Annotated in this window: 27 protein-coding genes; 15 read left to right on the top strand and 12 right to left on the bottom strand. The window is 69.2% G+C overall.

Annotated features, from left to right (window positions below; translation table 11 throughout):
* The first annotated feature begins 1 nt into the window (after position 1).
* From ACSMFO_RS18165 to ACSMFO_RS18130, 8 genes are read left to right on the top strand one after another with little or no spacing between them, the layout of a single operon-like run.
* Complete coding sequence (locus ACSMFO_RS18165; RefSeq protein WP_436459714.1) at positions 2-1,015, top strand: glutathione S-transferase family protein; 1,014 nt, start codon at positions 2-4, stop codon at positions 1,013-1,015.
* A complete protein-coding gene (locus ACSMFO_RS18160; RefSeq protein ID WP_436459712.1) occupies positions 999-2,156 on the top strand; it encodes an NAD(P)/FAD-dependent oxidoreductase in 1,158 nt (385 codons plus the stop codon). The genes ACSMFO_RS18165 and ACSMFO_RS18160 overlap by 17 nt, the downstream gene beginning before the upstream one ends.
* Complete coding sequence (locus tag ACSMFO_RS18155) at positions 2,149-2,772, top strand: pyridoxamine 5'-phosphate oxidase family protein (protein WP_073848326.1); 624 nt, start codon at positions 2,149-2,151, stop codon at positions 2,770-2,772. Before ACSMFO_RS18160 ends, ACSMFO_RS18155 begins: the two co-directional genes overlap by 8 nt.
* A gap of 49 nt (positions 2,773-2,821) precedes the next feature.
* On the top strand, positions 2,822-4,453 hold the full coding sequence (locus tag ACSMFO_RS18150) for a thiamine pyrophosphate-binding protein (protein WP_436459710.1): 1,632 nt from the start codon (positions 2,822-2,824) through the stop codon (positions 4,451-4,453).
* A complete protein-coding gene (locus ACSMFO_RS18145) occupies positions 4,450-6,504 on the top strand; it encodes a hydantoinase/oxoprolinase family protein (protein WP_436459709.1) in 2,055 nt (684 codons plus the stop codon). The genes ACSMFO_RS18150 and ACSMFO_RS18145 overlap by 4 nt, the downstream gene beginning before the upstream one ends.
* Positions 6,501-8,198: a hydantoinase B/oxoprolinase family protein gene (locus ACSMFO_RS18140; protein ID WP_436459707.1), complete on the top strand. Its 1,698-nt coding sequence runs from the start codon at positions 6,501-6,503 to the stop codon at positions 8,196-8,198. Before ACSMFO_RS18145 ends, ACSMFO_RS18140 begins: the two co-directional genes overlap by 4 nt.
* Before the next feature lie 2 nt (positions 8,199-8,200).
* Entirely contained in the window at positions 8,201-8,986 is a 786-nt protein-coding gene (locus ACSMFO_RS18135) for an SDR family NAD(P)-dependent oxidoreductase (RefSeq protein ID WP_038508804.1), read from the top strand.
* A 4-nt stretch (positions 8,987-8,990) separates the two neighbouring features.
* Positions 8,991-9,686, top strand: a complete 696-nt coding sequence (locus ACSMFO_RS18130; RefSeq protein ID WP_436459705.1) for a GntR family transcriptional regulator — start codon at positions 8,991-8,993, stop codon at positions 9,684-9,686.
* Positions 9,687-9,877: 191 nt separating this feature from the next.
* On the opposite strand, the gene ACSMFO_RS18125 is transcribed toward ACSMFO_RS18130, so the two are convergent.
* Positions 9,878-11,830 (bottom strand): NPCBM/NEW2 domain-containing protein, encoded by a 1,953-nt coding sequence (locus ACSMFO_RS18125; protein WP_436459704.1) that lies wholly within the window; start codon positions 11,828-11,830, stop codon positions 9,878-9,880.
* Between the two features lie 216 nt (positions 11,831-12,046).
* Here ACSMFO_RS18125 and ACSMFO_RS18120 point away from each other — a divergent pair, with 216 nt between their 5' ends.
* The gene (locus ACSMFO_RS18120; protein WP_360088436.1) at positions 12,047-13,318 is read left to right on the top strand and encodes an aminotransferase family protein; all 1,272 of its coding nucleotides are present in this window, start codon (positions 12,047-12,049) and stop codon (positions 13,316-13,318) included.
* Between the two features lie 151 nt (positions 13,319-13,469).
* Here ACSMFO_RS18120 and ACSMFO_RS18115 read toward each other — a convergent pair whose 3' ends face one another.
* The 4 genes from ACSMFO_RS18115 to ACSMFO_RS18100 form a co-directional block, all read right to left on the bottom strand.
* Positions 13,470-13,892 carry a VOC family protein gene (locus ACSMFO_RS18115; protein WP_436459702.1) on the bottom strand — a complete coding sequence of 141 codons (423 nt, stop codon included), beginning with the start codon at positions 13,890-13,892 and terminating at the stop codon, positions 13,470-13,472.
* Complete coding sequence (locus ACSMFO_RS18110) at positions 13,871-14,065, bottom strand: hypothetical protein (RefSeq protein WP_007028443.1); 195 nt, start codon at positions 14,063-14,065, stop codon at positions 13,871-13,873. The genes ACSMFO_RS18115 and ACSMFO_RS18110 overlap by 22 nt, the downstream gene beginning before the upstream one ends.
* A 111-nt stretch (positions 14,066-14,176) precedes the next feature.
* On the bottom strand, positions 14,177-14,671 hold the full coding sequence (locus tag ACSMFO_RS18105) for a GNAT family N-acetyltransferase (protein WP_436459699.1): 495 nt from the start codon (positions 14,669-14,671) through the stop codon (positions 14,177-14,179).
* A 41-nt stretch (positions 14,672-14,712) separates the two neighbouring features.
* The gene (locus ACSMFO_RS18100) at positions 14,713-15,492 is read right to left on the bottom strand and encodes an IclR family transcriptional regulator (RefSeq protein WP_360088565.1); all 780 of its coding nucleotides are present in this window, start codon (positions 15,490-15,492) and stop codon (positions 14,713-14,715) included.
* A 111-nt stretch (positions 15,493-15,603) separates the two neighbouring features.
* Here ACSMFO_RS18100 and ACSMFO_RS18095 point away from each other — a divergent pair, with 111 nt between their 5' ends.
* Entirely contained in the window at positions 15,604-16,512 is a 909-nt protein-coding gene (locus tag ACSMFO_RS18095) for an SDR family oxidoreductase (protein ID WP_436459698.1), read from the top strand.
* Here ACSMFO_RS18095 and ACSMFO_RS18090 read toward each other — a convergent pair.
* A complete protein-coding gene (locus ACSMFO_RS18090) occupies positions 16,503-18,023 on the bottom strand; it encodes a PH domain-containing protein (RefSeq protein WP_436459696.1) in 1,521 nt (506 codons plus the stop codon). The genes ACSMFO_RS18095 and ACSMFO_RS18090 overlap by 10 nt on opposite strands.
* On the bottom strand, positions 18,020-18,559 hold the full coding sequence (locus tag ACSMFO_RS18085; RefSeq protein ID WP_436459695.1) for a PH domain-containing protein: 540 nt from the start codon (positions 18,557-18,559) through the stop codon (positions 18,020-18,022). Before ACSMFO_RS18085 ends, ACSMFO_RS18090 begins: the two co-directional genes overlap by 4 nt.
* A gap of 105 nt (positions 18,560-18,664) precedes the next feature.
* Between ACSMFO_RS18085 and ACSMFO_RS18080 the strand changes: the two genes are divergently transcribed.
* Positions 18,665-19,585, top strand: coding sequence for a proteasome assembly chaperone family protein (locus ACSMFO_RS18080; RefSeq protein WP_038508819.1), 921 nt, complete (start codon positions 18,665-18,667; stop codon positions 19,583-19,585).
* A gap of 99 nt (positions 19,586-19,684) precedes the next feature.
* On the opposite strand, the gene ACSMFO_RS18075 is transcribed toward ACSMFO_RS18080, so the two are convergent.
* The gene (locus tag ACSMFO_RS18075) at positions 19,685-20,260 is read right to left on the bottom strand and encodes an NAD(P)-dependent oxidoreductase (protein WP_436459911.1); all 576 of its coding nucleotides are present in this window, start codon (positions 20,258-20,260) and stop codon (positions 19,685-19,687) included.
* Between ACSMFO_RS18075 and ACSMFO_RS18070 the strand changes: the two genes are divergently transcribed.
* Together ACSMFO_RS18070 and ACSMFO_RS18065 are read left to right on the top strand one after the other, a co-directional pair.
* Positions 20,141-20,503, top strand: a complete 363-nt coding sequence (locus ACSMFO_RS18070; RefSeq protein WP_436459694.1) for a hypothetical protein — start codon at positions 20,141-20,143, stop codon at positions 20,501-20,503. The two genes, ACSMFO_RS18075 and ACSMFO_RS18070, sit on opposite strands and share 120 nt — an antisense overlap.
* Positions 20,473-21,297 (top strand): class I SAM-dependent methyltransferase, encoded by an 825-nt coding sequence (locus tag ACSMFO_RS18065; protein WP_436459692.1) that lies wholly within the window; start codon positions 20,473-20,475, stop codon positions 21,295-21,297. The genes ACSMFO_RS18070 and ACSMFO_RS18065 overlap by 31 nt, the downstream gene beginning before the upstream one ends.
* Here ACSMFO_RS18065 and ACSMFO_RS18060 read toward each other — a convergent pair.
* Together ACSMFO_RS18060 and ACSMFO_RS18055 are read right to left on the bottom strand one after the other, a co-directional pair.
* Positions 21,294-21,620, bottom strand: coding sequence for a YciI family protein (locus tag ACSMFO_RS18060; RefSeq protein ID WP_038508823.1), 327 nt, complete (start codon positions 21,618-21,620; stop codon positions 21,294-21,296). The genes ACSMFO_RS18065 and ACSMFO_RS18060 overlap by 4 nt on opposite strands.
* An 8-nt stretch (positions 21,621-21,628) precedes the next feature.
* Positions 21,629-22,063 carry a MarR family winged helix-turn-helix transcriptional regulator gene (locus ACSMFO_RS18055; protein WP_038508825.1) on the bottom strand — a complete coding sequence of 145 codons (435 nt, stop codon included), beginning with the start codon at positions 22,061-22,063 and terminating at the stop codon, positions 21,629-21,631.
* Between the two features lie 110 nt (positions 22,064-22,173).
* Here ACSMFO_RS18055 and ACSMFO_RS18050 point away from each other — a divergent pair, with 110 nt between their 5' ends.
* Both ACSMFO_RS18050 and ACSMFO_RS18045 read left to right on the top strand, forming a co-directional pair.
* A complete protein-coding gene (locus ACSMFO_RS18050) occupies positions 22,174-22,845 on the top strand; it encodes a nitroreductase/quinone reductase family protein (RefSeq protein ID WP_436459690.1) in 672 nt (223 codons plus the stop codon).
* Between the two features lie 155 nt (positions 22,846-23,000).
* Entirely contained in the window at positions 23,001-23,816 is an 816-nt protein-coding gene (locus ACSMFO_RS18045; protein WP_436459688.1) for a DUF11 domain-containing protein, read from the top strand.
* A gap of 46 nt (positions 23,817-23,862) precedes the next feature.
* On the opposite strand, the gene ACSMFO_RS18040 is transcribed toward ACSMFO_RS18045, so the two are convergent.
* Both ACSMFO_RS18040 and ACSMFO_RS18035 read right to left on the bottom strand, forming a co-directional pair.
* Positions 23,863-25,059, bottom strand: a complete 1,197-nt coding sequence (locus ACSMFO_RS18040) for an RNA polymerase sigma factor (protein ID WP_436459687.1) — start codon at positions 25,057-25,059, stop codon at positions 23,863-23,865.
* Positions 25,060-25,452: a YciI family protein gene (locus ACSMFO_RS18035; RefSeq protein ID WP_241832945.1), complete on the bottom strand. Its 393-nt coding sequence runs from the start codon at positions 25,450-25,452 to the stop codon at positions 25,060-25,062.
* Between the last annotated feature and the right edge of the window lie 30 nt (positions 25,453-25,482).

The raw sequence follows: 25,482 nt of genomic DNA, 5'->3' as shown, positions 1-25,482 counted from the left end.
CATGACGATCCCGACCGATCCGCAGACGGGTGAGTTCCGTCGGTCCGCCAACCATTTCGACGCGCGTGTCACCGCCGACGGCCGCGACGGCTGGCCGGTGGAGGCGGGGAGGTACCGGCTGGTGGTCAGCCGGGCCTGTCCCTGGGCGAGCCGTGGGCTGGTCGTCCGCCGGTTGCTCGGTCTCGAGTCCGCGCTGAGCGTGGCCGTGGCCGACCCGATCCAGGACGACAAGAGCTGGCGGTTCACCCTCGATCCCGGCGACCGGGATCCGGTACTCGGGATCAAGTACCTCGCGGAGGCGTATCACGCGGCCGATCCGCACTACATGGGCGGGATCAGCGTTCCGGCCATTGTGGACATTCCGAGCAAACGGCTGGTGAGTAACGACTATCCCCAAATCACCCTCGATCTGTCCACCGAATGGACCAGCCTCCACCGGCCCGGCGCGCCCGACCTCTACCCAGAGCGACTGCGCGGCGAGATCGACGACGTCAACGCGGGGGTCTACGCCGACGTCAACGCCGCCGTGTACCAAGCCGGTTTCGCGACCAAGCAGGCCGCGTACGAGGACGCCTACACCCGTCTCTTCACCATGCTGGACGTGCTTTCCGAACGGCTCGAAAAGCAGCGCTACCTCGTCGGTGACACGATCACCGAAGCGGACATCCGGTTGTTCACCACGCTCGTCCGCTTCGACGCCGTCTACCACGGGCACTTCAAATGCAACCGGAGCAAGCTGGCCGAGCTGCCGGTGCTGTGGGCCTACGCCCGCGACCTCTTCCAAACGCCGGGCTTCGGTGACACCGTCGACTTCGACCACATCAAGCGGCACTACTACGCGGTGCACGAGCAGGTGAACCCGACGCGGATCGTCCCCTTGGGACCGGACCTGTCCGGCTGGACGACGCCGCATCACCGGGAGCAGCTGGGCGGGCGCCCGTTCGGTGACGGCACGCCGCCGGGACCGCCGCCCGAGGACGAACGGATCAGGGACACGGATGGAGTCACTGCCTGAACGCACCGACGTCGTCGTGATCGGCGGCGGCATCATCGGGGTCGCCTGCGCGTACCGGCTCGCCGCCGCCGGGGTCTCGGTGCTGCTGCTCGAACGCGACACCCTCGGTGCGGGCTCGACGGCGAAGGCGGCGGGTGGGATCCGGTCCTCGTTCACCACCCGGGTCAACATCGAGATCGGGCTGCGCGGACTGGCCGAGTACGCGTCCTTCGCCGAGACGTACGGGACCGAGATCGACTTCCGCCGCGACGGCTACCTGTACCTGGTCACCGACCCCGCCGACCTGCCCGAATTCGAGCGCTGCGCCGAACTGCAGAACTCCTACGGCGTCCGCAGCCGTCTCGTCGAGCCCGCCGAAGCGCGGCGGTTCTCCGCGCTGATCGACACCGAGGGTGTGGTCGCGGCGCTGTGGTCGCCGGACGACGCCAAGGCGACTCCGGACTCCGCGGTCCAGGGCTACGCGCGGGCGGCCCGCGGGCACGGCGCGGTGCTGCGGACCGGCGTCGAGGTCGTCGGGATCGAACGCGACGGCGACGAGATCACCGGCGTCCGGACCTCGGCCGGTTTCGTGCGGACGGACGCGGTGGTCTGCGCCGCGGGCGCGTGGTCGGGACGGATCGGCGAGCTGGCCGGTGTCGACCTCCCGGTGCGGCCATACCGGCGGCAGGTCGTGTTCACCGGCCCGGTCGCGGATCTGCCCGGGCGAGTGCCGCTGACCATCGAGATGCCCTCGGCGTTCTACTTCCACCGCGAGGGCCCCGGCCTGGCGATGTCCTTCTGCGACGGTGACGGCGACCCCGGCTTCGACACCCGTTATCAGCCGGGCGAGTGGCTGCCGAAACTCGCCGAGATCGCCGCGCGCCGGGTGCCCGCCGTGCTCGGCGCCGGGATCCGCGGTGGCTGGGCCGGGCTGTACGAGGTGACCCCCGACCGCAACCAGATCGTGGGGGAAAGCGTCCACCTGTCACGGTTCTTCTACGCGACGGGGTTTTCGGGACACGGGTTCCAGATGGGCCCGGCCGTGGGGGAGCTGGTGCGGGACCTCTGCCTGGGGCGGGTCCCGGCCATCGACATCACCGGGCTCGATGTCCGCCGGTTCGCCGGCGACCGGGCCGTGACGAGGGAGCACAACATTGTCTGAGTTCGTCGAAGTCACCACCGAGGCCGAGCTGCGCGAGATCCTGCCGCCGCCGCTGGAGCGGACCGCGAACAAGGCGCGCCCGAAGCTGCACGAGATGGACCGGCAATGGCTCGCGGAGTCGCCGTTCGTGCTGATCGCGACCTCGGCGGCCGACGGCACCTGCGACGTTTCGCCGAAGGGCGACCCGGCCGGGTTCACGCTGGTGCTGGACGACACGCGGATCGCCATCCCGGAGCGGCCGGGCAACCGGCGCGCCGACGGGTTCCACAACGTGCTGTCGAATCCGCACGTCGGGCTGATCTATCTCATCCCGGGCCGTGGTGACACGCTGCGGATCAACGGCCGCGCGCGGCTCGTGCGGGAGGCGCCGTTCTTCGACGACATGATCGTGAAGGGCAGCCGGCCGAAGCTCGCGCTGGTCGTCGACATCGACGAGATCTTCCACCACTGCCAGAAGGCGTTCATGCGGTCGAAGCTGTGGTCGCCGGAGAGCTGGACGCCCGACGCGATGCCGTCGCGGGCGGCGATCGCGAAGACCTTCGAGCGGCCGGAGGAGAGCATGGCCGACCTCGAGGCGTACTACGACCCTGCCGCGTACTCGGCCGGTCTGTACTGAGGCGGCGGCTGGTTGCTGGATCGTTGAACGATCTGGCACTATCGGCGGGGTGCCTGCACCCACCGGAGCCCAGCATCTCGTCGACGCGCTGACCGCTCTGGGGACCGAAGTCGTCTTCGGTCTCCCCGGGGTGCACAACCTGCCGTTATGGGAGGCGCTGGCCGATACGGACATCCGGCTCGTCGGGGTCCGGCACGAGCAGACGGCCGGGTACGCGGCCGACGGTTATGCCCGTGCGACGGGGAAGCTCGGGGTCGCGCTGGTGACCACCGGACCGGGCGCGGCGAACACGCTCGCCGCGGTCGGCGAAGCCATGGCGTCGGCGGCGCCGGTGCTGATCATCGCGACCGACATCCCGTCCACGCTGCGGCGGCCGGGCGTGGTCCGCGGCGTGCTGCACGAGACGTCGGACCAGCAGGCGATGTTCGCGCCGGTCACCAAGGCCGGTTTCACCGTCACGAGCGCCGACCAGGTCGCCGCCACCCTCCACCGCGCGGCCCGGCTCGCGCTCCAGCCGCAGAGCGGGCCGGTCTACCTCGGCATCCCCACCGACTTCCTGTCCGAGCGGACGCCCGCGCGCCGTCCGCCGCGTTCGCACGCCCGGCCGTCGGAGATCCCGGATCTCAGCGAGGCCGAGGCCCTGCTCGCCGCCGCCGACCGGCCGCTGATCTGGGCGGGCGGCGGCGCGTTGCGCGCCGAGGCGGGCGAGGCGATCGGGAAACTCGCCGAACGGCTGGCCGCGCCGGTGCTGACCACGTTCGGCGCCCGCGGGCTCCTGTCGGTCGATCATCCTTGTCTCGCCCCGAACCCGGTGCACGCGCCCGAGGTCGGCGCGCTGTGGGACGAGGCCGACGTCGTCCTCGCCATCGGCACCGACTTCGACGGGCTGATGACACAGAACTGGCTGATGCCGAAGCCGAAGAAGCTCATCGCGATCAACGTCGACCCCGACGACGCGGCCAAGAACTACCAGCCGGACATCACGCTGGTCGGCGACGCCCGCGTGCTCGTCGAGGCGTTGAAGGTCGAGGAACGGTCCGGGATCGCGGCACTCGTCGGCAGGCTCGCCAAGGTCTCCGCCCGGGTCCGGCAGCGGATCAAGGAAGAAGAGCCGCAGGCCGCCGACCTTCTGTCCACTTTGGACGAGGTGTTGCCGGCCGACGCGGTCGTGGTCGCGGACATGTGCGTGGCCGGGTATTGGATCGGCGGGTTCCACCGGGTCCGCGCACCGCGCAAGCTCGCGTATCCGATGGGCTGGGGCACGCTCGGCTACGGTTTCCCCGCGGCGCTCGGTGCCGCCGCCGCGGGCGGCGGCCGCGCGATCTGTGTCACCGGTGACGGCGGCTTCCTCTTCGGCTGTGGAGATCTCCACACGTTGGCGCAGGAGCAACTGCCGGTCACGACGATCGTCGTCGACGACGGCGGGTACGGGATGCTCCGCTACGACCAGGATCGTGCCGGGCTGCCGCGGCGCGGCGTCGACTGGGACAGCCCCGATTTCGTCGGCTTGGCGAGGTCTTTCGGCGTGCACGCGGATCGCGTCTCCGGGTTCGGGCGGGCGTTCCGGCGGCTGCTCGGCGAGTTCGTCGAGTCCGACGAGCCGAACGTGCTGGTCGTCCGCGCGAAGATGGCGCCGCCGCTCAACACCTCGCCTCGCTGGTACCGCAAGGAATCCCCGTGACCGGGCTCCGGGTCGGCGTGGACATCGGCGGTACGTTCACCGATCTCTGCGTGCTCGACGAAACCGGGGTCGTCGCCGTCGGCAAGGTGCTGACCACCCACGACGAGCCCGCCCGCGCGGTCGAGGAAGGTCTCAAAAGGACACTCGCCGACGCCGGGTTGGACGCGGGGGACGTCGAGCAGTTCGTGCACGGCACCACGCTGGTCACGAACGCGCTGATCGAACGCAAGGGCGCCCGCACCGCGTTGCTCGCGACCGCCGGTTTCCGTGACGTGCTGGAGATGCGCCGCGAGCACCGCTACGAGTTGTACGACCTGCTCATCGAGCTTCCCGCCCCGTTGGTCCCGCGTCATCTGCGGTTCGACGTTCCCGAGCGGATCCTCGCCGACGGAACCGTCCACACAGGACTGGATGAGGAGTACGTCGCGCGGCTCGGCCGAGAGCTCGACGCCCGTGGCATCGACGCGGTGGCGATCTGCTTTCTGCACGCCTTCACGAATCCCGCGCACGAACTCCGCGCCGCCGAGGTGCTCAAGGAGGTGGCGCCCCGGTTGCGCGTCGCGCTGTCGAGCGAAGTCGTTCCCGAGATCCGTGAGTTCGAACGCGCCTCCACCACGGTCGCGAACGTCTATGTCCAGGACCTCACCGAGCGCTATCTGCGCGACCTGGAACGGCGTCTGCACGAGGCAGGAGTGCGGCCGTCGCCGCACATCATGCTGTCCAACGGCGGGATCGCGACCGTCGACACCGCCGCCCGCTATCCGATCCGCATCCTCGAATCCGGCCCGGCGGGTGGCGCGCTGGCCGCGTCCGCGATCGGCGCCGGGGCCGGTGTCGAGGATCTGCTGGCCTTCGACATGGGTGGCACGACGGCGAAACTGTGCATGATCTCCGGCGGCGCCCCGCTGGTGACGCACGAGTTCGAAGTGGACCGGAAATACCGGCTGCTGCCGGGATCCGGGCTGCCGGTCAAGGTGCCGGTCACCGACATGATCGAGATCGGTGTCGGCGGCGGCTCGATCGCGCGTATCGACGCGCTCGGCCTGCTCACCGTCGGCCCGGATTCGGCGGGGTCCGAGCCCGGCCCGGTCTGCTACGGACGAGGCGGCACCGAGCCGACCGTGACCGACGCCGACCTCGTGCTCGGCTACCTGGACCCGGGGTACTTTCTCGGCGGCGGAATGACTTTGGACGCCGAGGGCGCACACCAGGCGATCCGCTCGAAGATCGCGGAACCGCTCGGCGTCAGCGTCGAGGAGGCCGCTTGGGGCATCCACACCAGCGCCAACGAGGACATGGCCAACGCCGCCCGCGTCCACGCCGTCGAGCGCGGCAAGGATCCGGCGAAGCTGCCGATGTTCACCTTCGGCGGCGCCGGACCGGTGCACGGCGTCGGCGTGGCGCGGGCGCTCGGTGCACCCGAGGTGGTCGCACCGCCCGCCGCCGGGGTGCTGAGCGCGGCGGGATTCCTCACCGCGCCGCTGGCGTTCGACTTCGTCCGTTCGGCGCGTTCGGCGGTGCTCGATCTCTCCTGGGAGCAGGTCGACGCGCTGTTCGCCGAGATGGAGGCCGAGGGCGCGGAACTACTGGAGAAGTCCGGTGTGGACGGTGTGACGCATCGCCGGATCGCCGAGATGCGGTACTCCGGCCAGGGCTACGAGATCCGCGTGCCGGTCGAGCCGGGGAACTGGCCGGAGTCGCTCATCGGCGCGTTCACCGAGACCTATCGGACGTTGTACCGGCGGACCGGGCCGGACGTCGCCATCGAGGTGCTCAACTGGCGGGTCGTCTCCAGCGGGCCGGTGCCCGAGGTCACGCTGAAGCTCGCGGGCACCGAGACCGAGGGCGACGCGCGCAAGGGAAGCCGTCCGGCCTACTTTCCCGCCGAAGGTGGATTTGTCGACACGGCGGTGTTCGACCGGTACCGGCTCAACCCGGGCGACCGTGTCGACGGGCCGGCCATCGTGGAGGAACGAGAGTCCACTGTGGTCGTTCCGCCCGGGGCTCGCTGTGTCGTCGGCGAAGACGCCGGCCTGGTGGTGACGGTATGAGCGTCGACCCGATCCTGGTGGGATTACTGGGAAACCGGCTGCACTCCATCCTGGCCGAACAGCAGAACGCGCTCGTCAACACGGCGTTCTCCTCCGTGGTGCGGGAGTCGCTCGACCTCGCCTGTGCGGTGTTCGACTCGCGCGGCGAGATGATCGGCCAGTCCGTCGGCGGGACCCCCGGCCACATCAACGCGATGGCGACCGGGATGCACCACTTCGTCGCCGCGTACCCGCCGGAGACCTTGGTGCCGGGCGATGTCCTGCTCACCAACGATCCGTGGCAGACCGCCGGGCAGATCAACGACATCACCGTCGCGACGCCGGTGTTCCTGCGGGGCAGGCTGGTCGCCTGGTTCGCTTCCTGTTGCCACGCCCCGGACATCGGCGGGCGGCTGGTCTCCGCCGAGGCGCACGAGGTCTTCGAAGAGGGGCTGCGCCTGCCGATCATGAAATTCCTCCGCGCGGGCGAGGTCAACGCGGATCTCGAACTGCTGATCCGCGCGAACGTCCGCACCCCGGAGGAGACCATCGGCGATCTGTACGCCCAGGTCACCGGGAACGAGGTCGGCGCCGCGAGCCTGGTGCGGCTGCTGGAGGAATTCGGCCTCGATTCGTTGGACGAAGTCGCCGCGGAGATCATGAACCGCTCCGAACGGGCGTTGCGCGACGCGCTGGCGAAACTGCCGGACGGCACGTACACCAGCGAATTGGCGACAGACGGCTTCGATGACGAGGAAGTCGTCCTGAAGGTCGCGGTGAGCATCGACGGTGAGGACATCCACCTCGACTTCGCGGGATCGTCACCGCAGAGCCGTCGCGGGATCAACGTCGTCCTGAACTACACCAGGGCGTATGCGTCTTTCGCGGTCAAGGCGGCCATTTCGCCGGAAGTGCCGCACAACGCGGGCTCGTTCCGGCCGGTGCACGTCACCGCGCCGGAGGGATCGGTGCTCAACTGCACGTCTCCCGCGCCGGTCGCGTCGCGGCATCTGATCGGGCACTTCCTGCCTTCGCTGCTGATGACCGCCTTGCCCGGCAACGCCTTGGCGCACAGCGCGGACGCTTTGTGGATGACGATCTGGCGCGGTACCGACGCCGAGGGCCGCGAGTTCATGCTCAACGTCTTCCAGACCGGCGGGATCGGCGCGCGGTCTGCAAAGGATGGGCTGAACACCACCGGCTTTCCCAGCGGCCTGCGTTCGACGCCGACGGAGGTCATCGAGACGATGGCTCCGCTGATCCAGCGGGAACGGGTGCTGCGCACGGACTCGGGTGGCGCCGGGAAGTGGCGCGGCGGCCTCGGCCAGTGCACGACCATGGCCGCCCGTGGCGAGATCTCGTGGAGTGTCAACGGGAACGTCGACCGGGTGCGTCGTCCGGCGTCCGGTGTGGACTCCGGGCACGACGGGGCGGCCGGCCGGTTCGAGCTGACCCGCGGTGCCCTGCCGTCGAAGAGCCGGGTGAACCTGCGGCCGGACGACGTGGTGAACGTGGACCTGCCGGGCGGCGGCGGTTACGGCGATCCCTTCGAACGGGATCCGGGGGCCGTGCTCGCCGACGTCGTCGACGGCTACATCTCGGTGGAAGCGGCGCGCGAACTGTACGGCGTCGAGGTCACCTATCACGGAGATCCTGAGGCGCTGGTGCGTCTTCCGGAGGATTACACAGCGGTTTCGTCGCGAGGGAGGAAATGAGCATGGGTCGGCTGGCAGGCAAGGTCGCGGTGGTCTTCGGGGGAGCGAGGGGTATCGGGCTCGCCACCGTGAAGGAGTTCGTCGCCGAGGGCGCGACCGTGTTCTCCAGCGACATCCGCGAGCCCGCGGAATCCGTCGAAGGGGCGCGACACTCCCTTGTGGACGCGACCGACGAAGGACAGGTCGACGAGTTCGTGCGCGGCGTGGTCGCCGAAACCGGCCGGGTCGACGTGCTGTTCAACAATGTCGGCATCCACCTTGGGAAGCCGTTGGCAGACACGACGTTGGCGGAATTCGACAACATCTTCGCGCTGAACGTGCGGGCCGCCTTCCTCGGCACGCGGGCGGTGCTGCCGCAGATGATCGCGAACAAGGCGGGCAGCATCGTCACGACGTCGTCCAACGGCGGCGTGATGGGCCGCCCCGGCGACCCGGTGTACAACGCCACCAAGCACGCGCTGGTCGGCATGATGAAGTCGATCGCGGTCGCGCACGCGCATCAGGGGATCCGGGCGAACACGGTCAACCCGGGCGCGATCGACACGGACATGCTGCGCGGCACGCTCGCGTCGCCGGAGGACTTCGAGGCCAGGCAACACCAGCTGGTCGCGAGCACGCCCGCCGGGCGGGTCGGCGAGGCATGGGAGGTCGCGAAGGCCGTGGTCTTCCTGGCGAGCGACGAATCCCGGTTCGTCAACGGGGTCGCGCTCCCGATCGACGGCGCGAAGGCCGCCGGTGCCATGCCGGGCAACCGGTACAGTCTCGACTTCGAACTCGGCGTCAGGTAACGCCGTGTCCACATCTGCCGCCGAGGAGACGCTGGCCCGCGACAGACCCTTGCTCGAACGGAGCGGCACCGCGGAACGGGTCGCCGAGATCCTGCGTCAGCGCATCACCGAAGGTGTCTTCCCGCCGGGGTCGAGGCTTTCCGAACCGTCGATCAGCGCCGCGCTGGGCGTCTCGCGCAACACCCTGCGCGAGTCCTTCCAGCTGCTGGCGCACGAACGGCTCGCGGTGCACGAACTCAACCGTGGCGTGTTCGTCCGCGAGCTGACCGCGCAGGACATCTCGGATCTGTACGTGATGCGGCGGGTCACCGAGTGCGGTGCGCTGCGTCGCGCGTCGGAACTGTCCACTGTGGATCTTTCGGCCGTCGCGGCCGCCGTGCGGGACGGCCGTGCCGCGGCCGACGAAGGCGACTGGCAGGCCGTCGGGACCGCGAGCATCGCGTTCCACCAGGCGGTGGGCGATATGGCGGGCAGCGAGCGGGTCAGCACGACGATGCGCCAGGTGCTGGCGGAGACGCGGCTGTTCTTCGTGCTGGCCGAGAACACGCGCGCGTTCTTCGAGCCGTTCCTGGAGCGGCACGAGCGAATCCTGCGGGACCTGGAGCGAGGACGCTTCGGGCCCGCCGAGACAGCGCTGGAGAAGTACTTGCGGGAGGCGGAAAAGCAGCTTCTGGCCGCTTATGAGCGCCGAGGCTCGTGAGCCGTAGGAACGCCAGGAAAGGACCGTTCCTCGCAAATTTTGCGAGGAACGGTCCTTTCCTAGCACGCGGAGGGGGCCAAGGCTGCCTTCGCGCCTTCCCGAGGTACATGAAGGCCCCCTTCCTTGCGCTAGACGCAAGGAAGGGGGCCTTCATGTACCGCAGGGGGCGAGCTTTAGCACGCGGAGGGGCGTCAGCAGGTGAAAGTGGCGTCCGCCCAGTCCGCGTGGTCGGAGTCGACCCCGTCGCCGCCGTCCGTGACGACCAGATCGAGCACCTGAACCCCGCTCAGCGGCACGGAAAGCTTCTCGGCCGCCTGGCCGCGCTTGAGCACGCCGGTGTTCGCCAGCCGCTTGCCGTCGCCGACGACCTCGAAAGCCACACTGCCGCCGGCCTTCTCGTCGTCGACCCCGACGGACGACGTGAACGACGCGCATCCGCCGCCGAGGTAGACCCGGACCTTCGACGGCGCGTGGACACCCAGCCCGTCGTCGTAGGTCACCCCGCCGATGCTCATCCGATGGCCGTCGCCCGCTTTCGATTCACCGTTGCTGGTCCCGCGTTCCACCGGGCCGTAGCCGTTGTCCGCCGTCATGAACACAGCCTTCGACAGCGCGTTCGTCCCGGCGGCGGGCGGTTTCACGACGGGAGCGCTTCCATCCGCGGACAACGATCGCGCACCCCAGGACGTCCGGTAGCCGAACCGGCCGGAGACCTCGACCCGGTCGCCGCCGGGGGACGACGGCCGCACCGTCCACGTCCGTTCCCACGACTTCCCCGGCGCGACAGCGGGAACGCGTGCTTCGGTGGCACCGTCGGGCTTCCAGCCCGCGCCGACCGCCAGCTTCACCACGCCCGACCGGACCGGTGTCCGGCCGTCGTTGAACACCCGCAGTGTCGTGGTGAACGGCTTGTCGACGGCCGCGTATTCGGGTGAGGCCAAGGAAAGCGTCGTATGCGGCGCGGCGTTCGGCTGGTTCGACGGCCAGACACGGAACACCGAGGAGCCGTGGCTCGGCAGCCCGGCCCGCAAGGTGCCGGCGGATTCGGTCTCCGCGCCGGTCCACAGATCCCGGACCCGGTAGCCCGACGCCGCGGGGGCGCCGATCTCGGCGGCGGTGGCGGACAGGGTCGCCGGGGCGCCGCCACGATTGAACAGCACGACGACGTTCGAGCCGTCGGACATCGGTTTGGCCCAGACCTCGGTGTCACCGTCGTCGCGGATCTTGCGGCCCTGCTTGCCGCCCCAGTCCTGGTCGACCGCGAGAAGATCCTTGTTCATCAAGATCTTCTTGGTCGCCTCGGACATCGAGCGCAGGTCGTTGCCCGCCAGCAGCGGCGCGTTGAGCAACGACCAGAGCGCGAAGTGGGAGCGGTATTCCGTGTCGGTCATGCCGCCGTTGCCCACTTCGAGCATGTCCGGATCGTTCCAACCGCCCGGCCCGGCATAGCCTTCCAGGCCGACCTGCTGGTCGAGGAGGTTGGTCATACTCGACCAGGTGTCGCTGATGTCGCCGGTGGTGCGCCACAACTGCGCGCCCGCGCTCTTGCCCCACTCCCACGGCTTGTTCTCGCCCCATTCGCACAGGGCGTAGACGATCGGGCGGCCGGTCTTCTTCAGTGCCTCGCCCATTTTCGTGTACCGCTCCAGCGCGGGGCGGCCCTGGTTGTGGCAGTTGTCGTATTTGAGGTAGTCGACTCCCCAGTCCGCGAACGTCTGCGCGTCGACCTCTTCGTGGTCGAGCGAACCGGGCATGGTCCGCGCGCAGGTTTCCGTGCCGGCGCTGGTGTAGATGCCGAGTTTCAGGCCCTTCCCGTGCACGTAGTCGGCCAAAGCCTTGATGCCGCTGGGAAAGCGCGTCCGGTGTGGTGCGTACTTCCCGTCGGGGGTGCGGTTCTTCTCGGCCCAGCAGTCGTCGATGTTGACGTACTGGTAGCCCGCCGCCTTCATCCCGGACGAGACCATCGCGTCCGCGGTCTCCCGGATCAGCTCTTCGGTGATGTCGCAGCCGAACTTGTTCCAGCTGTTCCACCCCATCGGCGGGGTCGCGACCGGTGGTGGGCTCTCGGCGGCGGCCGCCGCCGGAACGACGCAGAGGGCGGTGAGCGTGCAGGCGGCGACGAGCGTGCCGGCGAGACGACGCATAAGTTCCTCCCAGAATGCTCAACTTTGAACAAACTCACTCATCAAACAACAGGATCGCTCGACGCCGGTCAAGGGCCGAAGGGATGGTGTTGGAGATTCACCGGCGGCCGCCGCGACAAGCCGGACAGGTCCGGAGCGCGAACTGTGCACGATGGAGTGTTCGCGTCCCGGCCGGATCCGGGTGAGGATGGGGGCACGAGCACGAGGAGGAAGATCATGGTTTCGTCGGCGTCCGCGCGCAATCCGCTGTGGCACCCCTTCGCGGACATGGGAGCGGTCGACGGCGACCGGCTCGTCATCACCCGCGGTGAGGGTTCCTACGTCTGGGACGACGAGGGCAAGCGGTATTTCGACGCGACGGCGTCACTCTGGTACGCGAACTTCGGGCACGGGCGCGAGGAGATCGCGCAGGCCGTCGCAGACCAGTTGCGGACGCTCGATTCGTACAACCTGTTCGGCTACAACGCCAATGAACCCGCGCTGAAGCTCGCCGAGCGCGTGTCCGCGCTCGCGCCCGAACCGGGTTCGAAGGTCTTCTTCGGATCGGGCGGCGGTGACGTCATCGACACCGCGGTCAAGATCGCCCGTTCGTATTTCGCGCACACCGGGCGGCCGGAGAAGGTGCACGTCATCGGCCGGGTGCAGGGCTACCACGGCACACACGGTTTCGGCACGGCCGTCGGCGGCATCGCGGCCAACGCGGCGGGCTTCGGGCCACTGCCCGGCGACATCTCGCACGTGCCCTACGACAGCGCCGAAGCGCTCGAAGCGGAGATCCTGCGGGTCGGCGCGGAGCGGGTCGCGGCCTTCTTCTGCGAACCGGTGATCGGCGCGGGCGGCGTCCTGCTTCCGCCGGACGGGTACATCGAGACGGTCGCCGAGATCTGCCGCAAACACGACGTGCTGTTCGTCGCGGACTGCGTGATCGCCGCGTTCGGGCGGCTCGGCACCTGGTTCGGGATCGACCGGTGGGCGGTGAAACCGGACATGATCACGACCGCGAAGGGCATCACCGGCGGGACGATCCCGCTGGGCGCGCTGATCGTCGCGCCGCGGGTGGCCGAGCCGTTCTTCACCGGCGCGCCGGGTGCGCCGGTGCTGCGGCACGGCGCGACCTACGCCGGGCATCCGGTGGCCTGCGCCGCGGGGAACGCGACGCTGGACATCTACGAGCGCGACGGGCTCATCCCGCGCGGGCGGGAACTGGAGAAGCCGCTGGCGGACGCGCTTTCCGGGCTGGCCTCGCATCCGCTGGTCGAGGAGGTCCGGGCCGGGTTGGGCTTCCTCGGCGCGGTCGAACTGAAAGCGGACGTCGTCGCGGCGAACCCCGGCGCGGCGAACCGGCTGCAGCGGCTGGCGCGGGACGAAGGCGTCCTCGTGCGGAACCTGGCCAAGGGGATCGCGGTGTCGCCGCCGCTGATCGCCGGGGAGACCGAACTCGACCTGCTCGCGACGGCCTTGCCGCGCGCACTGGACAAGCTCGCCTAAGCAAAGCCTCGTGAGTGGTAAGGACGGTTGGAACCCGTCCTTACCACTCACGAGCCGCGCACGAGGGCCGCGCGCTCGGTCATGAAGGGCACAGCCGACGGGACCAGGTCCCTTCATGACACCCCCAGTGGCGGGCCCTCGTGGGCCCGCCTCAGGAGAGGCAGAGTTCGTTGCCTTCCGGGTCGGCGATCGTGATCCACTCGGCGGGACCCTGCTTGCCGCGGTGCAGGAACGTCGCACCGCGCGCGGTCAGCCGCTCGAGCTCCGCCTCGATCTTGTCCGCCCCCATCTGGATGTCGAGGTGCAGGCGGTTCTTGACCGTCTTCCCCTCCGGCACCAGCTGGAAGAGGAACCGCTGCTTCGTCCCGGGATGGACGATCGCCGCGCCGTCCTTCCACACCAGGACGCCGTTGTGCGTGGTCGTCGCCTCCTCCGGGGCATACCCCTTGGCGACCATCTCGCGGATGAACTCCTCGTTGCTCCCCTCGACCTGCCAGCCGAGCATCTCGGCCCACCAGTCGGCGAGGTCGTGCGGTCGAGCGGAGTCCACGGTCACCTGGAAGTCATACGCCATACCGGCACATTAACGACCCGCCCCGACAATTCCGGGCGCTCATGCCCGCTGACCACGGTGAACCGCCATTTGTCGACCCCGCCGCCGATGATCTCGGCGTAGCGACGGGCGCCGTCCGCGTTCGCGAAGCGCACCTGCTGCCCGTTGGTGAGATGGGTGATCTTGACCGCCATCCGTGCCTCCCTGAAGTCCGGTGCCGGCCCGCGGAGCTTCCCCCTCCGGGACCGGCGCGGACAGTAGAACACATGTTCGACGGGCGTCGCCAACCCAACCCCCCGCGCGGGTCAGCGCCGCATGGTCACCCGCGGCCACGCGTCCAGGCCGCGGGCGATTTCGTGCGCACGGACGGCCCGAAGGCCCTCTGTGAGGCTCCCTTCGTCGAGTGTCGTGAAGCCGAGCCGGGCGTAGTACGGCGCGTTCCACGGCACCTCGGCGTACGTCGTCAGCGTCAGTCCGGCGAGGCCTTCTCGCGAGGCCCACTCCGCGGCGTGCTCGATCAGTCGCCGGCCGAGACCCCGGCGCGCGTGATCGGGATGGACGGACACCTGCTCGATGTGACCGTGGCCGTCGACGACCTCGGCGAGCAGGTACGCCACCGGGCCGTCGCCGGCGTCCCAGACCCAGGCCCGGCCGTCGCGCTGGAAGGCCGTGAGGTCCGCGATCGAGGGCGGATCGTCGTCGGCGATCGCGGCCATGCCGAGCGCGCGGAACGGTTCGCCCGCGGCGCGTTCGATGTCCTGGAGCGCGGGCAGGTCTTCGGGAGTGGCGAGTCGGATCACGGATCGAGTTGTACCCGCCGGGGGGAGCGGTCGCCTGCCATTTACAGCGAGAACGACGAAACGGCGCGATGGATCCGGCTCGCGTACGACTGGAGTGCGACGATGGCGGCCCGTTTCGCGTCGTCGCCGATCCTGGTCGCGGGGGCGGCCAAGGTGAGCACCGCGGGCCGGTGCCCGGTACTCGGGATCGGCACCGAACACGACCAGACGCCGTCGTCCAGTTCGCCCCAGCTCACCGAATACCGGTTCGCCCCGGCGCGTTTGACCTCTTCCCGCACGCTCGGGCCGCGGCGCTGGACGATCGACGAAAGCCGTCTTTCACGTTCGCCCTCCGGCAGCATGGCGAGCAGCATCTTGCCCGAGGCGCCGGTGCCGAGCGGGACGGAATGCCCCGGCTGGAAGGTGAACCGCATCGCGCGTTCGCATTCGACCCGGTCCGCGCAGACCGCGGAATCGCCGAAATGCTGGAACAGCAGCACCGTCTCGCCGAGGTCGCGGGCCGCCTCCTCCATCGACGGCCGGGCGAGGCGGGCGAGATCGTTGGCCAGTTGCGCGGCCCGCGCGAGCGGCATCACCTGGCTCGTCACGTGATAGCGCCCCGTCTTTCCCTCCTCCAGGAGCTGGAGTTCCTTCAGCAGCGCCACATAGCGATACGTGGTGGCGACCGGGGTGCCGATCCTCGCGGCCAGTTCGGCGACGCTCGCGTCCCAGCGGCGTTCGGAAAAGGAGAGCAGCAGCTGCAGTACCTTGCGTGAACTGCTGGCGCCGGGGGTGCGTTTCGGCGGGGCGGTGGTGTCCAGGGATCGTGCGGCAGGCGTCATCTCGACCTCTCGCCGGAGAATCACGAAGAGTCAAGAAAGTAGCACATTGTGTGAATTGCGGACCAGGGACTTTGGTCCACGAACAAGCGGACTTCTTGCTAGGTTCGGACCATGGAAAAGCCATTGGCGGGCAAGATCGCGTTGGTCGCCGGGGCGACTCGCGGGGCCGGTCGGGGAATAGCGGTCCAGCTGGGTGCCGCGGGCGCGACCGTTTACGTGACCGGCCGCAGTACCGGTTCCCGGCGATCGGAAATGAATCGCCCGGAGACGATCGAGGAGACGGCGGCGCTCGTCGACGAGGCGGGCGGGCACGGGATCGCGATCGGTGTGGACCATTTGGAGGCGGACCAGGTCCGCGAACTGGTGGAACGGATCGACGCCGAACAGGGCGCGTTGCACGTGCTGGTGAACGACATCTACGGCGCGCCCATCGAATGGGGCAAGACGGTCTGGGAGTCCACTTTGGACGTCGGGCTGCGGACGCTGCGGCTCGCCGTCGACACGCATGCGATCACCAGTCATTTTGCGCTTCCGCTCATGATCGCCGAATCCGGCGCGCTGGTCGTCGAGGTCAACGACGGCACCACCGAGTACAACTCGGAGAACTACCGCGTTTCGTTCTTCTACGATCTCGCCAAGACCGCGGTGAACCGGATGGCGTTCGCACTCGGGCACGAATTGGCACCGCATGGCGGTACCGCGGTGGCCGTCACGCCGGGCTGGTTGCGTTCCGAAGCGATGCTCGACGCTTATCGGGTGACGGAAGAGAATTGGCGTGACGCGACGAAGGTGCAACCGCACTTCGCCATTTCTGAAAGCCCCGCGTTCGTCGGCAGGGCGGTCGCGGCACTGGCCGGTGACGCGGAAGTCGCCCGCTGGAACGGGAAATCGATGTCCAGTGGCGAATTGGCGAAGGAATACGGATTCACCGACCTCGACGGCAGCAGGCCCGACTGCTGGCGCTATCTCGTCGAAGTCCAGGATCCCGGTCTGCCCGCGGACGTCACCGGCTATCGCTGAGCATCACGGCGAAGGAAGGGCGTGAGCAGGCCGGGCGCGGCGCGCTCCGCCATCGCCAGCCCGGCCGATTCGCCGACGTCGATCACCTGGTAGGCGCCCCTGCCCGCCGCGATCGGGGCCGTCACGGTGATCAATCCGGCGCGGCGCTGGAAGAACGAGCGGCTGACGACGATGCCGGTGAGGCCTTCACGCCGGATCGCCACCGTCGCCCGCGCGAGCGAACCGGACCGGCTGACCAGATACCTCCCGACGATCGCGTGGCCGAGGTTGCGGTAGCGGTCCCAGCCCACCAGCGCGGCGAACGGCACCAGGCCGAGCGCGACCTGCCACATCCACGACGGCAGGAAATCGATCCACGCCAGCCCGAACAACGCCGCCGCGAGCAGCAGCACGCCGCCGATCGCGCGGGTGAGCCGCCTCGTCAGCGCCCGTCGCGGATGCCGGTTCAGCGGCACGGTGGCCGGGTCGAAGTTCTCGCGCAGCACCTCGGCGGCGACCTCGTGGACCCGGCCGACGGGCGCGGGCGGCAGCAGGAGGCCACCACCCTTGTCCCCGCCCTTGCCTTCGCGCAGCCCGCCCGCGATCGCGGTGAGCCGCGCGCCGCCCGCGATCCGCAACGGCAGCGGCTCCTTCACCTCGACGCCGCGAAGCCGTTCTTCTTCGATGGACACGGAACGCGTGGTGATCAGCCCGCGCCGGACGTGCAGGGTGCCCTCGGATTCCCTGGTGAGCTTGAAGTTCCAGAACGAGAGCACGTAGCCGCCGACGGACAGCAGCGAGACGACCACGAGCAGGCCGACCGCCGCGACGACCACGATCAGCCACAGCGCCGTGTTCGCCAGATCGTCCAGGAGATCCCGCAGCGGTCCGACGTTCTCCGGGGCGATGTCCAGCTGGTGCGCGAAATGCCAGACCGCGGCGAACACCGCGCCCACCACGGCGAGGCCGGACAGCGTGAACGGCGCGTACCGCACCCACTTCCGGTCGACCTCCGCCACGACCTGCTCCTGGGGTGCCGCCTCGGCTTCCGGAGAGATTTCCTTGCGGTGCAACAGAACCGTGCGCAGCCGGTGCGCCTCGGTCTGGCTGACGGCGTCGAGCACCAGCTGGTCGTCGCCCGAGCCCTGTGCCACGGAATGCCGTCCGGTGCCGATGCGCACGGTGCTGAGGGAGAACAAACGGTGCTTCGGTTCCGACGTGACGTCGACCGTGCGGATCCGGTCCAGCGGGATCGCGCGATGCTTGCGCAGCAGCAGCCCCGTGGTCCATTCCACCTGGCCGTCCGCGACGCGGTACCGCGACGTGAGCACATGCGAGACACCGACGAACACGGTCAGCGCGGTGACGCCCAGCCCGAACCATTCCCAGCCGTTGCCCCGGCCGAGGATCACCGTCCCGATCAGCACCGGCAGCGATTTGACGACGTCGAGGACGGGGCGGATCAGCAGCATCCGCCGGTCGAGCCGATGCCACCGGCCGACCTCGGTGTCCGGTGGTGCCGCCGTGCTCATGTCGCGTCACCCGGAGTGGCCTGCGTGGTCCTGGTGAGTTCCGCGGCCAGCGCGAGCGCCTGGGTGTGGTCGAGACCGGAGATCTTGACCGGGCCCGCGGCCGACGCCGTCGTCACGGTGATCTTCGCCAGCCGGAACAGCTGCTCGACCGGGTCGCGTTCGATGTCGACGGTCTGGATCCGCGAGATCGGCGCGATCCGCCAGTCCTGTTTGAGCCAGCCCTCCTGGGTGTACACGGCCTCGCCGGTGACCTCCCAGCGGTGGATCCGGTACCGCCACTGCGGCATGACCAGCAGATGCAGGGGTGCGAGCACGCACGAGATCGTCAGCGTCACCGTGAGCCACGTCGGCGCGTCGTCGCTCGTGAACACGAACACGGCTTGCGCCGCGACGAGGATCACCCAGCCGACCGCGGCCCACACCGTCCAGTAGCCGATGGCGCGCCTGCTCACCCGATTGGCGGGCGGGCGCAGGCCGAGGATCTCTTCCGTCACCCCTCCACCCTGCACCACCTCGGTGCGGACCGCCCACGACACCTGTCACGGACCGATAGGATTTCGGCCACGGCCGGCGGAATGGATACCCCCTATCGGGGCGTTGCCACCCGTAGACGGTTGCACGCACGAAACCTGGAGGATCTGGTGGCGCTGGACCCGGAAGACCTGTACGAGGTGGACTCGGACGTCCCTGACCTCGGCGGGGCCGTGCTCCTGCACTACTTCGACGGCTTCATGGACGCGGGCTCGGCGGGCAAGCTCGTCGCCGAGCAGCTCCTGAACTCCTCCGAGCACCGCGTGATCGCGCGGTTCGACGTCGACCGGCTCATCGACTACCGCTCGCGGCGCCCGGCGATGACCTACTCCATCGACCACTGGGAGGACTACGACGCCCCCGAGCTGGTCGTCCACCTCCTGCACGATGCCGACGGCGTGCCGTTCCTGCTGCTCACCGGGCCGGAACCGGACCACGACTGGGAGCGGTTCTGCGCGGCCGTGCGCGGACTGGTCGAGCGCTGGGACGTCCGGCTCACCACCGGTTTCCACGGCATCCCGATGGGCGCGCCGCACACCCGTCCGCTCGGTGTGACCGCGCACGCGACGCGGAACGAGCTGGTCGGCGAACACCGCCCGCTGCCCAACCGGATGCAGGTGCCGGGCAGCATCGCCGGGCTGCTGGAGTTCCGCTTCGGCGAGTGGGGGCACGACGCGTCCGGTTTCGCCGCGCACGTGCCGCACTACCTGGCGGACTCGACGTACCCGAGCGCCGCGCTGAACCTGCTGGGCGCCGTCGCCGCGGCGACCGGGCTGAACCTGCCGGACGGGGAGCTGCGGGAGGCCTCGCACGAGGCGGAGGCCGAGATCGCCCGCCAGGTCGCCGGCTCGGAGAAGGTCGCCGACGTCGTGCGGGCGCTGGAGCAGCAGTACGACACGTTCATGGAGGCGTCGGGCAAGGAAAGCCTGCTCGCGGAGTCGGTCGAGCACATGCCGACCGCCGAGGAGCTGGGCAACCAGTTCGAGCGGTTCCTGGCCGAGCAGAACGGCGGGGACTCGCCGGAGCGCTGAGTCACCCTCGTGAAGTACATGAAGGCCCCCTTCCTTGCGCTAGACGCAAGGAAGGGAGCCTTCATATACTTGGGGAAGGCGAGTGGGGCCGGAGCCGGGTCAGTAGTCGACGGCCACCATCGCCCTCGAATGCGCCGGCCGTTCGACCTCGTCGACCAGCGCCACCGCGAGATCCGCGTACGAGAACGGCTTCGCGTCCTCCGCGCGCGGCAGCACCCGGTGGTCTCCACTGCGGTACACGCCCGTGCGCTCGGCGTGTTCGTCGAGGAACACCGGCGGCGGCGCGACGATCACCCAATCGAGCCCGCCGCCGGACGTACGGAAGACCTCCAGTCCCGCCGTGTGCCCGAGCGAGAACTCGCGGTGCTCGGGCGGCACATCCGGCTGATCGTGCAGGGCGACGCCCGGTTCGATCTCCAGCGCCGTTCCGATGCCGACGACGACCGGTCTCGCGACCCCGGCGCGCCCGAGGCCGTCGATCAGCGCGTGCGCGGTGGCCGGGTAGTACTCGCGTGACGGGAGATCCGCGCGGTAGACGGAACTGATCGCGGCGTCGTGTCCGGCGGCGGCCTTCGCGACGTCGTCCGCGACGGTGACGTCGGCGGCGATCAGGGTGACGTTGTCCCCGGCGAGATCCGCGTGGCGGCGGGGATCCCGGACGGCGGCGGTGACCAGGTGCCCGCGGCTTCGGCGACGGCTCGGCGCCCTCCGCGTCCGCCCGCCCCGAAGATGACGATGCTGCTCATCGCGCTCCTTTTCTCGTGCCGGTACCCGAGTACCGGCGGCGAACGCGATGCTAGGAGCGGACTCCTCGGTTACCGCAACGAAACCGGGCCCGGGATGTTCTGGTCCCGTTCACTCGAACGGTGCTGGTGTATCGTCCCGGAATGCGTCACCTGGTACCCCATTCAGCACTGAAGACCTTGGGCCGTTCGGCCCGCGGAACGTTCGGCCGGGGCCTGCACCGGCTCGCCCGGCGATTCCATGATCCTTATACGGCGGAACTGGAACGGGTCGCCGCGGAATTGCGGGCGGAGATCGTCCGGCAGGGGGACCGCTGTTTCGACCGGATCGTCGAGTTCGAAATCCGGAGCCGTCGCGACATCATCTACGCGGGCGATCAGGACGCGGCCCGCGAGAGCAACCGGTTCGCCCGCGAGCATTTGACCGGGACCAAACACTTCGCGCGTCCACAGGAGACTCTCGCGTACGCGCTTTCCCTTGCCCCGTCAGGGGGAATGGCTCTCGAATTCGGCGTCGCGAGCGGGAACACGCTGCGTATGATCGCCAAGGCCCGTGGCGGTGTCGAGACCTACGGGTTCGACTGGTTCCAGGGCCTGCCGGAGAACTGGCTCAATGGCATGCCCGCCGGTTCGTTCGCGCGCGACGATCTGCCGGACGTCCCCGGCGCCGAACTCGTCGTCGGCCTTTTCGCCGACACGCTTCCCGGCTTTCTCGAGCGGCATGAAGGCGTCGTCGATTTCCTGCATGTGGACGGTGATCTGTACAGCTCGGCGAAAACCGTGCTCGACCTGGCGGGACCGCGGCTGCGCTCCGGCAGCATCGTGCACTTCGACGAGTTCTTCAATTACCCCGGCTGGCAGCGGCACGAGCACCAGGCGTGGCTGGAATACGTCGAACGCACCGGTGTCGAATTCGAATACGTGGCCTACACCTATGCCGACAATCAGGTCACCGTGCGGATCACCTAAAGCAGCTCGCGCACTTCGATCGTCCCGATCGCGGCCCACGGGTGGGTCTTCGCCGCCTCGACGGCTTGTTCACGGCTCTCGCATTCGAGGATGGCGATGCCGCCGATCTGCTCCTTCGTCTCGGCGAAGGGGCCGTCGGTGAGCAGTGCCTCGCCGCCCCGGACGCGGACGGTCGTCGCCGACTCGGGCGGGTGCAGGCCCATCCCTTCGACGCGCAGACCGCGCCGCGTCAGCTCCCCGGACCAGGCGCGGCAGGGTTCGGTGATGTCCGTGTCGAGCCCTTCGTCGCCGGCGGTTCCGCCGAGCATGAGCAGGTAGCGCACTGGACCTCCTAGTCCGTGAGTCCGTCTTCGTACGCGCGCAGGGTGTCGATGAACGTCCGGCGCTCGGCCGGGCTCAGCGGCGCGAGCGCCTTCTGCCAGGCGCGGGCACCCTGCGCGAGCCAGCCGTCGATCGCCGGCCGCATCCGTTCGGTGATGGCGACGATCCGGCGACGCCGGTCCGCCTCGTCCTCGCGCCGGTCGAGCACGTCCTTCTTGCTCAGTTCGCCGACCATCAGGCTCACCGTGGTCGGGGCGACCTCGAGCCGTTCGGCCAGCTCGTTCACCGTCATCGGCCCGTCGAAGAGCAGGTACGACAAGAGCGACAGGTGCCGCGGAGCCAGCGACAGGGACTGGAGTTCCTCGGGGATCTTGATCCGCTTCGCCCGCCCGACCATCCGGGGCATGAGCAGCAGCAAGGCCCGCACGGCGTCGTCGACTTCCATGTCCTCGGTTGACACCGGCCACCCTCCTGGATACCTTTGCAAGCAAAGAGACTTTGCTTGCAAAGCAAAATAGCTTTCACGCTGATGCTACCTGGGGAGTTCCGTTGCTGATGACCACCGCGGACGCCGAATCGGGGCGTCCCCGCACCACTCGTGTCGCTTGCCGCCCTTCCGGAAGCCGGTATCTGGTTTACGCGCCCGACGACGCTTCGCCTTGGTATCGCGACCTCCTCGTCAGTCCACAAGCGACACTCGAAATCGACGGGGTGCCGCAGGCCGCGCGTGCCGTGCCGCTCGACGGCGGGGAACGCGGGTTCGCGTTGCACCTGCTGGAAGTCGATGCCGCCCGTGGCCGCGCGATCGCGGATCAGCTGCTCGTCCATCACGGCGAACTCAGGAAGACCTTGGCGGCCGCGCGGGCCGAACTCGACGGCGGACCGGTCGCGGACCGGTCGGGCCTGCGGGGCGAACTGCTCGGCCATTGCGTGACCTTCTGCAACGACCTGCGCATGCATCACCTTCGCGAGGACGGCGCTTTCACAGCCATCGAGAAGGCCCATCCCGGGCTCGCGCCGGCGCTGAAACGGCTGCGCCAGGAGCACGAAACCGTATCCCGCGCGCTGCTCGATCTCGATGCGTTGCTTCAGAGTGGAGGAGACCGCGGCGCCGTGCGCGAGAAGTTCGACCGGGTCGCCGCCGGGATCGAGGAGCATTTCGCCTACGAGGAAGCGAATCTGCTTCCGGCGCTTCGCGGGAAGGACCCGGTTACTCCGATAGGGTGAGGCGGACGAGCCACTTGGCGGGAGACACCGGTAACGAATGTCCGTTCCTGGGCGACTGATCGTTGTCCGCACCGATCGGCGCGACGCCCCCCGACCGGAATAGTGAGAACCGAATGAAGCTTCGAAGAGCCTCACTTCTGTCTCTGGTGGCCGCAGTGGCCACGATCATGCTCGTGGCGCCCACCTCCGCTTTCGCCGCCCCGCCGACCAGCGCGGTGGAAGTCTCGCCGACAACCGTCCAACGTGGACAGACGTTCACCGTGACGCAGACCGTCTACAACGCCGACGCGACGTCGACGATCGAGGGCGGCAAGGCGACGCTCTACGGCAAGGAAACCTCGCTGCCGGGGATCGTCGACCTGGTGTCCTGCCCCGGCGCGTTCGCCTGCGACATGCTCGGCGGAAGCATCCGCGGCGGTGTCGGCACCGTGACCCCCGGGCAGAGCAAGACCGTGGTGTTCACCTTCCGGGTCAAGGACGACGCCCCGCTGGGCACTGTCACGCTGCAGCACCAGTTCGTCGGTGACAACTACAGCTTCGAGATCCTCGACGGCCCCGTGCTGACCATCACCGACACGCCGAGCGCGGCCGACCTCGGGGTCACGCTGACCGCGTCTCCGCGCGGGATCCTGACCTCGTCGATCGACTACACGGTCAAGGTCACGAACGCGGGCCCGGCCGCGGCGTCCGGGATCCGGGTGGTGTCGACCCTCGGCAACGGGCTGCGCTTCACCGGCTCGTCCGTCTGCTCGAACCCGAGCGGTACGAAGGTCGTCAATTGCGACTTCTCGTCGCTCGCGTCCGGAGCCAGTGCGACGGCGAAGTTCTCGGTGGCAGCGGGTCTGTTGAGCATCGGGCCGGTCAAGACGACCGCGAAGATCACGCAGAGTTCCGTCGCCGACCCGAACGCGGCCAACGACACCGCGTCGGCGACCTGCACGGCGATCACCGGTCTTCTGCTCACCTGCTGAAGTCCCGCCGTTCGGCACCCGCTCACGAGCGGGTGCCGAACGGCGGTCAGCGCAGGCGTTCGGCGCGAGCGTGGAGATAACGCCGGTGCGGCAGGCCGGTCGCCAGCCGTGCCGCGTCCACATAGGACTCTATGGCTTCGGCGATGTCCCCGGCCATCTCGAGCAGATGCGCGCGGGCGGCGTGGAACCGATGGTCGCCGGAGATCCGGTCACCGAGTTCTTCCAACGCCGCCAACCCTTCTCGTGGCCCACGGGCCATCCCGACGGCCACGGCGTGATTCAGCGCCACCACGGGATTGTCGGAGAGCCGCAGCAGAACTTCGTACAGCACCTCGATCTGCGGCCAGTCGGTCTCCTCGGCGCTCGGCGCCTCGTCGTGCAGGGCGGCGATCGCCGCCTGGATCTGGAACTGCCCGGTCGGCCCGTTCGGCAGCGCTTCGGACAGCAGCGCGATGCCCTCGGCGACGTACCCGGCGTTCCACCGGCCCCGGTCCTGTTCGGACATCGGGATCGGCGCGCCGTCCGGCCCCGTCCTCGCCGGACGGCGCGCGTCGGTGAGCAGCATCAGCGCGAGCAGGCCGGTGGCCTCGCCGTCGTCCGGCACCAGCCGGTGGACGATCCTGGCCAGCCGGATGGCTTCGGCGGAAAGGTCGCTCCGCACCAGATCGGGGCCGGACGTGCTGGCGTAACCCTCGTTGAAGATCAGGTACAGCACGTGGAGCACCGCGTCGAGCCGTCCCGGTTCCGCCGGCAGGGCGAACGGGACGCCGCTCGCCTTGATACCCGCCTTCGCGCGGGTGATCCGCCGGGTCATCGTCGCCTCGGGGACCAGGAACGCGCGCGCGATCTCCGCCGTCGTGAGACCGCCGACCGCTCGGAGGGTCAGCGCGATCTGCGACGCGGGCGAAAGAGACGGGTGACAGCACAGGAACAGCAGGACGAGCGTGTCGTCCGCGGACGTGACGTGCTCCTCCGGCAGTCTCCACTGGAAGACGGTGTCCTCGCGACGGCGCCGCGCCTGCTCGGCGCGGAGCAGATCGGTCAATCGCCGTGAGGCGACCGTGACGAGCCACGCGCGTGGATTCTCGGGCCGCCCTTCGGCAGGCCATTGCGTCGTGGCCGAGAGAAGCGCCTCCTGCGTCGCGTCCTCCGCCAGGTCGAAGTGACCGTAGCGACGGACGACGGCGCCGAGGACCTGCGGCGACAGTGTGCGCAGCAGGTCCTCGATGCCGTTTTCCGGCATCTAGAGCTCCAGGTCTTCGAAGCCGTCGGCGCACGGCCGGATGTCGACGTACCACTCGCGGCCGAGGTCGCTGTCCTCCGGATGCGGGGTGTCGGCCAGCCGGGCCGCGATCTCGGTCGCGCGGTCGTAGCTCACGCAGTCGACGGTCGTGTATCCGACCAGGACCTCCTGCGTCTCGGCATACGGCCCGTCCGTCACCACAGGGGCCCCGTCGCGCAGGGAGACGCGGCGGGCGTGCGCCGGCTGGGAGAGGCCCTGCGCGTCGACGAACTCGCCGGACTCGACCAGGTCGTTGTTCCACTCGGTCATGAACTCGTGCAGGGCCTTGACGTCGTCGGCGTTCCAGGCGCCGATGCCGTCGAGGTCCTTCTGCGACCCGAACATCATGATCATGTACTTCACGGTTGTCTCCTCTCGGCGGGC

Origin of the sequence: Amycolatopsis sp. w19, from assembly GCF_051373225.1 — a bacterium.
Lineage (GTDB): Bacteria > Actinomycetota > Actinomycetes > Mycobacteriales > Pseudonocardiaceae > Amycolatopsis > Amycolatopsis japonica.
The sequence above is the reverse complement of the archived record's forward strand: the minus strand, read 5'-3'. Positions and strand labels throughout refer to the sequence as shown.